Source organism: Burkholderia sp. MS389 (genome assembly GCF_016899425.1).
Classification (GTDB): domain Bacteria; phylum Pseudomonadota; class Gammaproteobacteria; order Burkholderiales; family Burkholderiaceae; genus Burkholderia; species Burkholderia sola.
The window spans coordinates 155,533-166,478 of sequence record NZ_CP045996.1; the positions used below are offsets into that span (position 1 = coordinate 155,533).

The following is a 10,946-nucleotide window of genomic DNA, read 5'->3' on the forward strand; positions in this document are numbered from 1 at the left end:
CCGTTGAACCGGCCGCATGCGTTTCGGAACTGCTCATACTACCTGTACGCGATGACCCTTCCCGCGCACCGACCCTCCGGCATACCGCGCATCACGCGCCGGCCGGCGCGCGCTGCAACTCGACCACGTTGACCCGCGCGCCGAATACGTCCCGCACGAGCGGCAGCAGGTGGTCGTGGTGCGTCAGGAACAGCACCTGGGTGCGCGTCGACAGATCGCGCAGCGCATCGAGCCCCGCCTTCGCGCGCGCATCGTCGAAATTGATGAACAGGTCGTCGGCGACGAACGGCAGTGCGGTGCGGCTGCCGAGCTGCAACTCCAGCGCCGCGATCCGCAGCGCGAGGAACAGCTGATCGCGCGTCCCTTCGCTCAGCCCGGCGACCTCGACCGACGTTCCCCTCGTGCGGCGCGCATACAGCGCGGGCGGCGCCCGCTCGGTATCGACGGTCAGCTTCGCGAATTCGCCCAGCGTGAGCCCCGCGAAAATCTCGCCCGCGCGCCGGAGCATCGGCCCCTGCTTCTGGTCGCGGTAGCGATCCGTCGCCCACTTCAGCAAGCGGCTCGCGGTGGCTGCCTCCAGATACTGTTCGGCCGTGTCGCCCATCGCCGCCAGCGCCTCCTGCCGTTTCGACTCGGCAACCGCCGCGTTCGCCTGGCCGTCGATCGCGCCGAACGCCTGGTCGGCCACGACCTGCTGCTGCGCCAGCTCGTTCAGCCGCTTGCCGACATCGCCGAGCGACTGCTTCACCGCTTCGAGATGCGCGGGCACGTCGGCAATGTCCTGTTCCGCCACCTCGGCCTCGACGGCGGACCGGGACAGCCCGTCGCCGTCGCGCACCAGCGCTTCATGCGCGGCATCGACCGCCTGCCGAAGCTGGCGCTGCCGATCCGAGCGCTCGGCCAACGGCAGCGCCGCGTCGATCGACGCGACGCCGGCCAGTTGCAGCAGCGGCTGGATCCGCGCATCGGCGCCCGCGACCGCGGCGGCCGCGTCCGCGACCTTGGCGTCGGCCTGCCGCACGGCCTCGTCGGCACGATCGATCGCCCGCGCGACTTCCCTGGCGGCCGCGAGGCGCATCGTCAGCCGGCGCGCCACGTCCGGCCAGTCGCCGCTCGCCAGCCATTCCGGCGCGAGCGCTTCGGCAAGCCGCCGCGCGCCGGCCTCGAGCGCGGCCAGCTCAGCGCGGATCGCGGCGATCCGGTTGCGCGGCGCGTCGGCATCGGCCAGTTCGGCCGTCACCGTGTTCGCGAGCCCGAGCGCGCCTTCCGCCGCGGCCAGCGTCGTCGCGCTCGCGGACAGTTTCGCGTCGGTCAGCGCGTCGCGCCATTGCGCTTGCCACGCGTCGTAAGCCGCTTGTGCAAGGTCGGCTCGCGACTGCGCGGTCGCGCACCCGCGTTCGGCTTCCCGCGCGCGATCGTCGAGACTGTCCTTTCGTGCGGCCGCTTTCTCGGCCGACTGGACGAAGGTCTCGGCAACGGCGACGAGCGCGGCCAGCCCGTCCGACTCGTCGCCTCGCGATACCGTCGACAGCGCCGCACGCAGCGCGGCTTCCGCGCCGGCGCGGGCAGCACGCATCGTGTCGAATTCGCGGCGCTGGCGATCGAGATCGGCCTGCGCGGCGAACACCGCGTCGCGCTTCGCCAGCCAGTCGCCCATCGCCGCCAGCGGCATGCCGGGCACCGCGGCCGCCGTCGCGAGCGCGGCCCAGGCGTCGCGATGCGCGGCGCGTTCGCGCTCGCGTTCGTCGAGCGCGGCCTGCCGGCGCGCCACGCCCGCACGCGCGGATTCGACCTGCTGACGCAGCGACTGCAGCGTCGCCGCGGCCTGGGTCGCGCCGAGCTGTGCATCGACGAGTTCGTCCGCGAGACGAATCGCGTCGTCGACCGCCGGTGCGCCCGTCACGAGATCGACGGCGCCGCGGCGGATATCGCCCCACGCGCCATCGCGACGCGCGCGTGCCGCCAGCACGTCGGCGGTCGTGACGACCTTGTGGTTCTCCGCGAAATGCCTTTCCTGCAATTCAAGCCGCTCGAGCTCTTCGAGCGCACCGTCCCGCGCGTCGCGCGCGGCAGCGACGGCGCTCGCGCGTTCGCTGTCTTCCTTGAGCAGCGCGGCAAGCCGCGCCGCCGACGGCACGTCGAGCGCACGCAGCGCGTCGACCGGCATGCGCCATTGGCCGAGTGCATCGAGCGCGCCGGACAGCGTGCGTTCGGCAGCCGCGATGTCGTGCGCGAGCGCCTGCTCGCGCGGGCCGCTGTTGCGAAAACCCTGCGCGTCGGCCAGCGCCGCGCGCAACGCTTCCGGCACGTCGACGGTCGACAGGCGCGCCTGTTGTTCGCGGACCTGCGCCAGTTCGCGCGTGCGTTCGTCGAGCGATTCGCGCGCGCCGGCAAGCGCCTGGTGCAGCGCGCCATGTTCGCGCAGCAGGTTCGCGACGGTCTTCAGCGACAGCGCCGTCGGCAACGCGGCGCGCAGCGACGCCTCGTCCGTCGGCCAGCCGAGCTGCGCGGCCGCCGACGACGCGGCGCACAGGTGCCGCTCGACGTCCGCGCCGAGCAGCAACAGATCCTGCGCGTGATTCATGCATGCGCCGCGCAGCCGATCGAGCGCCTCGATATCGGCTTCGAGCGCCAGCGCGTCGGCGTCCGCGGCGATCGCGTCGCGCGCCTGCCGCTTCGCGAGCAGGTCCGCACGCCGTTCCTCGAGCACCTTCCGCTCGGCCGCGAGATCGCCCTGCGCCTTCAGCAGATCCGCATACGCGGTCGGCGGCAACTCGACGACCGCGCCCAGTTCGGCCAGCGCCGCGTCCTTGACCGTCAGCTCCTTCAGGTACGGCGCGAGCCGCCGCACGCGTTCGAGCTTCGAGCGCAGCGCTTCGAGCCGGCGCTGTTCCGCGCGCGCCTGCTCGATCTGCTGCTCGACCGCTTCGCGCGCGTCCTTGCGATCGACCCAGTCGCGCGTGCGCACCTGGACCGTCTTCAGCTCGGCCACCGCTTCGTTGAATGCCGTTTCGGCCAGCGCGAACGCGCTACCGCTGCGACGCGGCGCCCACAATTCGAGCGCGCGCGCGTCGAGTTCCTCGCGCACCGGCCCGAGGCTGCCCACCCCGGCAGCCGATTCGAACAGCACCTGGCCGAGCTTGTCCGATGCATCGAGAATGCTGCGGCCGCCATCGACCAGCCGCCCGTGATCGAGCCCGAACATCTGCTCGAAGAATTCGCGCGTCGCGCCATCGAGAATCGACGCCAGATAGTCGTCGGGCAGCTTGTCGTCGGCGGGCGTGCGTAACGGACTGCGCCCGCGCGCACGGTGGAACGCGAGTTCGCCCGTGCCGCTCTCCAGTACGCCGCCGATCCGCAACTCGGGCGTGCTGTGCAGGAAATCGAGCGGCGTCTGCAGCTTCATCCCGAACAGCAACTCGGACACGGCCGTGCGAATCGTCGACTTGCCGGCCTCGTTCGGCCCGACGATCACATGGAAATCCTCGGCGGCCGACGGGAACCGCAGCGTCTCGTCGGTGAACTTGCCGTACTTGATCAGATCGAGCTGACTGATGCGCATCGCTTATTCCCCCCTCGCGAGCCGCGCGAGCAACGCGGGCCCGACCTGCTCGACCAGCGCCGTCAGCTCGCCCGCCCGCGCCATCGTCAGCAGCGGCACGTCCTCCTTCACGTCGCTGCGGACCTTGCCGACGAACGGCTTCAGGTCGCGCTCGAGCAGCGCGAGGAAATCCGGATCGTGCGCGGCATCGGCCAGGATCTGCTTCAGGTCCTCCAGCGCTTCAAGTTGCTCGCTCTCGCCCGGCTGATGATCGGCAGCGGACGTCGCGAGCCGGACCTTCTCGAGCCACAGCCGCTCGTTGCCGATGATGCCGATCTGGTTCAGCACTTCCGCACGCAACTGCGGCGCGCGGCCGAAAAAGAGGCCGTGCGCGGGCGTGCGCCCCGTGACGGTGACGCGCACCGCGCGCGGCACGTGGCCGTCGACGGTCAACAGCGCCTCCAGCGACTGGCCGATCTTTCGCGACAGATCGGCCACCGACAGGCAATCGGACGCATCGACCGACACGGCTTCCCAGCGCAGCACGTCGAGATACAGACGTTCGACCTGCGTCCTGCCTTGCTCGACCGTGACGAGCACCGCGCCGCGCCGGCCCGTCTCGCGGATATGACGTCCCTGCAGGTTGCCGGGAAACACGACGGTGGAGGAGCCCGTCCATTGCTGGAATTCGTGCACGTGGCCGAGCGCCCAGTAGTCGTAGCCTTTCGCGTGCAGTTCGGCCAGCGTGCATGGCGCGTAGTTCGGATGCGCCGCGTAGCCTTCAAGCGCCGTGTGCAGCACGCCGATGTTGTAGTGCCCGGGCACCGGGTCCGGATAGCCGATCGCGAGATTGTCGACGACGGCCTTGTCCTTGAAGCTCTGGCCGTGCAGCGCGACGTCGAATTCCGGCAGCCTGACGGTTTCCGGCTTGCGGTGGCCGAACACGGTGACGTTGTCGGGCAGCGTCAGCTTCTTCGTCATCTCGCTTTCGGCATCGTGGTTGCCGCCGAGGACGAACGCGCGGATGCCGGCCTTGCGCAGGCGCCCCATCTGCTGGCCGAAGAAGATGCCGGTGTTGTGATCCTTCCAGTCGCCGTCGTACAGGTCGCCCGCGATCACGAGGAACGCGACTTCCTCTTCGATCGCACGATCCACGAGTTGCCGCAACGCCTCGCGCGACGCGTTGCGCAACTGCGCGGCCGGCGCGTCGGGATACGCGCTCAGGCCGTGCAACGGGCTGTCAAGGTGAATGTCTGCCGCGTGGATGAACTTCACGAAGGTTCCTCTGTTTCATGGCGAACGGGCGACGCCGCTCGCACGGGCCGTGCCGTCATGCGTCGTCCCGGTAGCCGCCGGGCTTGCCGCCGCACATGCGACACGCGTCGGACCGGATCATGCTGCCCGCTGCAAGCGGGTCGGGATGGTACCTGAAAGCGGGTAACGACATGCGCTCTCCGTCGGTCGGGATGACGGGGAAGCACGCGATACCGATGCGAACCGACATTGTGCCGCAGCACGAGCGAGCGACGGCGATACCGCGCCGCTGAAGAACGGGCAGCGCACGACATGATGGCCGCGCGATCGCCCAATAGCGCGGACGCGCGCCGAATCGTGTGTCGGGCGAAACCAAACGGGAACGGCGTTGAACGGGCAGCAGGAAAGCACACAGGCTCGCCCCGCGTGCGTCACGATGCACGCGAGCGCCCGGCTACCTGCGCTCACTCGCCGCGCGGGACCGGCGGCGGCGCATAGCCGTTGTCGTTGCCGGGAAACGGATTCGCGCTGCGGCGCAGCGCGTCCTCGTCGCTCTCCTTCTGCGCGAACAGCGCGACGCCGATCACGCCGACGTTCGCGGCATCGCCGTACTTCGAATTCGCGACATAGCTGTCGGGCACGGCCGCGAAGCGGAACGCGGCAACTTCGTCGCGGCTCTTGCGGAAGCCCTCGATCGTCAGCGTGCGGCCCGGATACAGCACGTAGCCGCCGTTCGTATAGCTGCCCGGCCGCCCCGACCGCACGTCGAGCCCGTCGACCGTCGACACGACTTCGAACGCGCGCCGCCCCTGGTTGCGCAACACGATCATGTAGCGCGATCCCTCGACGCCCGCCATGTGCCAGCGGCCGTCGCGGCGCGCGAGACGCAGCGGCGCGCCCTTCTCGTCGGTAAACGACAGCGCGATGTCGCCGTTCGCGAGCGCGACGCGGGTCGGCAGCCGACGCACCTGCGACGCGGGAAGATGGCCGGGCAGCACGTCGTTGTAGTAAACCGACGCGAGATCCGTCGGATTCGCCGGATCCGCGCGTTCGAATTCGACCTGCCGGGTTTCGGATCGCACCGACTCGCCCCACGCGGTGCCGAGCCCGCGGCGCTCGCTGGCATCCGGTGCGGGAGCGGACGCGGTGGTACTGGAAGGCGGCGGGGGCGGGGGCGGCGCCGCACAGGCGGCCAGCCACAGCGCGCAGGCGAGCGCGAGAAGACGGAACAGAATGGTCATGACGTGATGCCTCGGAATGTTATCGGACCGCGCCGGGCGCGCCGGAACGGTGTTTTTGTATCGTCTGTCGTCACGGTGTCGATCGGACATGCTGGCCCGTGCCGACCGGCGCTGCCATCGCGGCGACCGGCGGTCGGGAGCCCTGCTATTTAAGCATGGCGCGCGTGCATTGGGCAGGGGTCGGCCGTCGATCCGGGATTGATCGAGCGCGGCACTTCGGTGATATTCGTTGGAGGTATTTTCTCACCGATGGGCGCGTTGCTGCCGGGCGACCCTGCGCGGGTGCATCGTCAAAGCTCGGTACTTCAACCGCTCGCGATCCGCGAATACAGTCGGCAGATAACGTTTCGATGCCGGCACGACTTGCAACAAGGCAACGTATCGCTCTCGGGCAATGCGGTAACCGGGACGACGGCGGCCCCCCGTCCCGGCATCGACTATTCGACGACGTCGGTCGTCGCGATCCGACGGCGCCGACCTCGGATCATCGTCTCGCGCGCGGTCTCACCGGCGAACCGCCCCTCATGCGGTGACCAGCTTTTCATCCGGCTGCTGGAGAAAACCGTCTTCGTAGAAGTAATCGAAGAACGTGCGCAACCAGTCGTTGGCCGGACGCAGACTCGATGCGAGCACGTCGCCCGCGAGCCGCTTCAGTTGGGTGACGTCGATCGGAAGAATGCGCCCGACCGTCGGATCCGCAACGGGATTCAATTTCTTGAGCACCGGAATCAGCATCGAAAGCGGATGCGCCGGGTCCTGCCGCACATGCTCGGCCAATGCCGCGAGCCACGCGTCGTAGCTCACCCGCTCGATCGCGAAGCCTTCGTCTTCGATGAAATCGACCAGCGCGTCCAGCGAGTTCCAGCGCGGGTTGATCACATGTACGCCCTGCCCCGCGGCAGTCGGGTCGAGCGACGCGCGTACGATGATCCGGCTGACGACGTCGACCGGCAGGATGTTGTCGAACCCGACGTCGCGCGGCGCCTTTCCAAACAGGATGATGCCCTTGATCAATCGACAGAACAGATCGTCCAGGTTCATCCGCCCGCTCACCGCATGCCCGACGATCCGCGCCGGACGATAGACCGTGACGGGAACGCCGCGCGCGTGCGCCTGCGCGAGCAACTGCTCGGCGACCCATTTGCTCTGTTCATAGCCGCTCGTCAGGTGTTCGTGGAACGGCACCGCGAGCGTTTCCGGCAACGCATCCGAATAACGGTTCAGCGTGCCGACCGTGGACACGTAGTGAATCGGCGTCACGCGATGCAGGCTCGCCAGTCTGACGATGTCCTGAGTCGCCAGCACGTTGACCTGCTTCAGCGTTGCGTACGGATAAACGAAGTTGACCAGCGCGCCGTTGTGGTAGATCGCATCGATTTCACGTGCGAGCGCGTCGAATGCAGCCGCCGACAAGCCCAGGTTCGGTTCGCCGAGATCGCCCGGCACGGCGACGATCCGATCGCGGTGCTGCGCGTCCCACAAGCCGTGCGACTGCATCGCGGCCTCGATACGTCGCACGCCGGCGGCCGGATCGTCGGCGCGCACCACGCACATCACGCGTGCGTCGGTCGTCGCGAGCAGCGTATGAAGCAGGTGCACGCCGAGGAATCCGGTCGCGCCCGTGAGCAACACCGTCCGATACGGGCGCCATGCATACGGTTGCCGTGTCCCGATCGCCGGGTCGAGCCGCGCTTCGCCCGGCAAATCGACGGCCGGCGTATCGCGACGCACATCGCCATTCGCGATACTGGCGGCCAGGCCGGCGATCGTCGGCGCGGCCAGCAGCGTTTCCATGTCGATCGGGTGCTGAAGCCGCTCGCCGATCTGATACAGCATCACGGTGGCTTGCAGCGAATCCCCGCCGAGATCGAAGTAATTGTCGTGAATGCCGATACGCGGCTGCTTGAGCAACACGCACCAGATGTCGTGGATCGCCGTTTCCACCAGGTCGCGAGGCGCCGCATGGCGACCATGCCGGCGAACCTCGACGTCACCGGAAAGCAGCCGGACGCGGTCGATCCTGCCTTTCGCGGAACGCGGCAGGGCGGCGAGCGCGACGACTGCGCCGGCGGACAGTGCCGGCACGCCGCGCAGCCCGGCCAGTCGGCGCACGATGTCCGCGGCGTCGGCCGTCGCGTCCTGATGGAACAGCGCATGGTCCCATTGTCCGCTTTCGGCGATCCGCTCGACGAGCGCCACCTCATCGACGCCCGCCTGCCGTGCGACGTCGGCCTCGAAATCGAGCCAATCCGCCGTCGTCTCGTCGGAACACGCGCTTCGGTCGGGCAGCCACGTATGACAGCCATGCTCGGTGTGCCACGCGTCCAGCGTCGTGCGCAACCACGTACCGTTGCGCGTGACGGTCAGGCTGTCGCGGTCCGGCTTGCCGTTGCGCAACATCAGATCGGGCACCGAATGCCCCGACACGACGAGCGTACCGAGCGCGTCCCCACCCGCCGGGTTCAGATGGGTGTCGGCGACGAACACGGATTCATTGGCCGATACCACGCCCGATTCGACGCGATCGAATCCATCGGCCGACGACACCGCATGCGGGAGCGACCACGCAGGCCAGCACAATTGCCGGAAACGTTTCGCGCCGGGTGCGAGCTCGGCGAGTCTCGCGGCGTCCGCACGCGTCAATGAGCGTGCATCGGCCATGACCCAGTCGGTGCGAAGCGCGCCGGCCGACAGCATCGACGCGGCGCGGACGATATGACGCGTCGCTTCCGGACTCAGGACGATACCGTGCCAGTGCGCATCCGGAGACGCCGCTCGCCGCAGAAACGCGGGATCGCCGGCGCTCGCGATCTGGTGCAACGACAGCCCGGCACTCAGTGCGCCCAGTACCGTCCACAACGCCGTATGCGACAGCGGCCCGTCGCCGAGCGCAACATCCCGCGATGCACCGGCCGGTAACGTCGCGCCGAACGCGCGCGCGGCTTCGACAAGCTGGGCGTGCGTATAGCGCACGACATGCCAATCGCCATCGACATCGCGCCGCAGCAACGAACATGCGCCCTGTACCGGATCTGAACGATCGTCGAGCGCACCGTCGATTTGCCCGTACATCGGGTCCTGCTCGTCGAATACGTAACACATGACGCCGGTCAACGGCGTATGCTGCGCGGTCGTCACGCAGCTTCGCAGCGGTTCCGGCGACCAACTGCCGTCGACGAGCGCATCGAACGCGGCCGACGGCAGATTCGGATCGGTCATCGCGCAATCGACGCCATACGTCAGCCCGGACAGCAGCAAGACCAGCCCGGAGACGGGGTCGTCGCATGCAATCAGCACGCGCTCGCCCGGCCGATAGCCGAAACGCCGCCATTGATGAACGGCACGCTGCACGCGATCGGCCATCGTTCCATAGGTGACGCCGTGCGCGCCGCCCGGCAACTCGCGCCCGTCCAACCGGGCAAAGGCGATTCGATCCGGCGTGCGTGCGGCATGCGCGGCGATATGCGCCGACAACGTCGCGTCGCCCATCGATGCGTGTGCGGATGCGTCGGGCGCGCCGCCGGTACCCGTCGACGGTCGCGCATCGAGCATGAGATCGCGCACTTTTCGCGGGGTCGCGTCGGCCAGGATTTCGAGGAGCCCGCGGTACTGCGACGCCATGCGTTCAATGAACGCCGCGTCGAAGCGGGCCGTGTCGTAGGTCAACTGAAACGTCAGCGTATCCGTCGGCAATACGATCAGCGCCAGCGCATAGCTCGTTTCCTCGACGGCGCGCGGGTCGTCGATCCGCCACCCGCAACTCGCCGCGAGCCGGTCGAACGCATCCCGGCCCGGATAGTTCTCGAATACGTAAAGCGTGTCGAACAGCGATTGCTGGCGCGGCACTTCGCTGCATTTCAATACGTCCGCGAGTGCGCTGTGCGCATGCTGTTCCAGGCGCTGCGTATCGGCTTGCAAGCGTCGCAACCAGTCGGCCGTATCGAGCTCGCCGTCGAGCGTCGCACGCCACGGCAGCGTGTTGATGAACAGGCCGGCCATGCGTTCGATGCCGTCCACTTCTGCCGCACGTCCCGATACGACGATGCCGCCGACGACGTCGTCGCAACCGCCGTAGCGCGCAAGCAGCATCGCCCACGCACCCTGGCACAGCGTATTGAGTGTCACCCGGGCGACGCGGCACGCGCGGCCGGCCGCCTCCATCCATCCGGCCGGCATCGTGTCGGCCCGAACCGACAGCGTGCGGCGCGTGTCGGCGCCGCTTGTGGCACCGTTCGCCGGCGAAGGGCATACCGACGGCGCGAATCCTGCCGGCCTGCGATAGCCGCGCAACAGATCGCGCCAATAGTCGAGCGAACTGTCGCCATTGCGTGTGCGCAGCCACGCAACGTAGTCGCGATAGTCCCGCGCGATGGCAGGAAGCGGCGCGTCCGGGCGGGAATAACGCTGAAACACCTCGCCGAGCAGCAATGGCATCGACCAGCCGTCGAGGATCGCATGGTGATAGGTCCACAGGAACCGATGCCGCTCGTGACCAAGGTCGATCAGCGTGACACGCATCAGCGGCGCGACGCTGAAATCGAAGCCGCGCGCGCGGTCGCTCGCGAGCAATCGATCGAATCGATCGGCTTGCTCGTCGGCCGCGTGATCGCGCCAGTCGATCACCTCGAACGGCAACCCGACCGTATGCCGGACGACCTGCAACGGATTCTCTTCGTGCAGGCGAATGAACAGCGTCTTGAGTGTATCGTGGCGATGCACGACCGCTTCCCACGCGCCGCGGAATCGCTCGAGGTCCAGCGGGCCATGCAACACGCAGGAAAATTGCTCGACGTAGATGCCGGAGGCCGGATCGAGTCGCGAATGGTGAAGCATGCCTCGCTGCAGAGGCGTGAGCGGGTAAATGGTGTCGACGTTTCGGGTCATCCTGAATTCCTGGTGCGGTCATGCTC

At 68.3% G+C, this 10,946-nt stretch carries 4 protein-coding genes; all 4 read right to left on the minus strand.

The window, feature by feature from the left end; all coding sequences use genetic code 11:
- Window positions 1-91: 91 nt before the first annotated feature.
- A complete protein-coding gene (locus GJG85_RS30405) occupies window positions 92-3,562 on the minus strand; it encodes a YhaN family protein (RefSeq protein WP_089490177.1) in 3,471 nt (1,156 codons plus the stop codon).
- Window positions 3,563-3,565: 3 nt separating this feature from the next.
- The gene (locus GJG85_RS30410; protein WP_050016601.1) at window positions 3,566-4,816 is read right to left on the minus strand and encodes a DNA repair exonuclease; all 1,251 of its coding nucleotides are present in this window, start codon (window positions 4,814-4,816) and stop codon (window positions 3,566-3,568) included.
- 443 nt (window positions 4,817-5,259) lie between these two features.
- The gene (locus GJG85_RS30415) at window positions 5,260-6,036 is read right to left on the minus strand and encodes a hypothetical protein (protein ID WP_204384685.1); all 777 of its coding nucleotides are present in this window, start codon (window positions 6,034-6,036) and stop codon (window positions 5,260-5,262) included.
- Window positions 6,037-6,558: 522 nt separating this feature from the next.
- Window positions 6,559-10,920, minus strand: a complete 4,362-nt coding sequence (locus GJG85_RS30420; protein ID WP_275564763.1) for a thioester reductase domain-containing protein — start codon at window positions 10,918-10,920, stop codon at window positions 6,559-6,561.
- Window positions 10,921-10,946: the final 26 nt, after the last annotated feature.

Excerpts from the sequence above, each read along its gene's own strand:
- GJG85_RS30405 (WP_089490177.1), bottom strand. The coding sequence starts at position 3,562 with ATGCGCATCAGTCAGCTCGATCTGATCAAGTACGGCAAGTTCACCGAC.
- GJG85_RS30420 (WP_275564763.1), bottom strand. The coding sequence starts at position 10,920 with ATGACCCGAAACGTCGACACCATTTACCCGCTCACGCCTCTGCAGCGA.
- GJG85_RS30415 (WP_204384685.1), bottom strand. The coding sequence starts at position 6,036 with ATGACCATTCTGTTCCGTCTTCTCGCGCTCGCCTGCGCGCTGTGGCTG.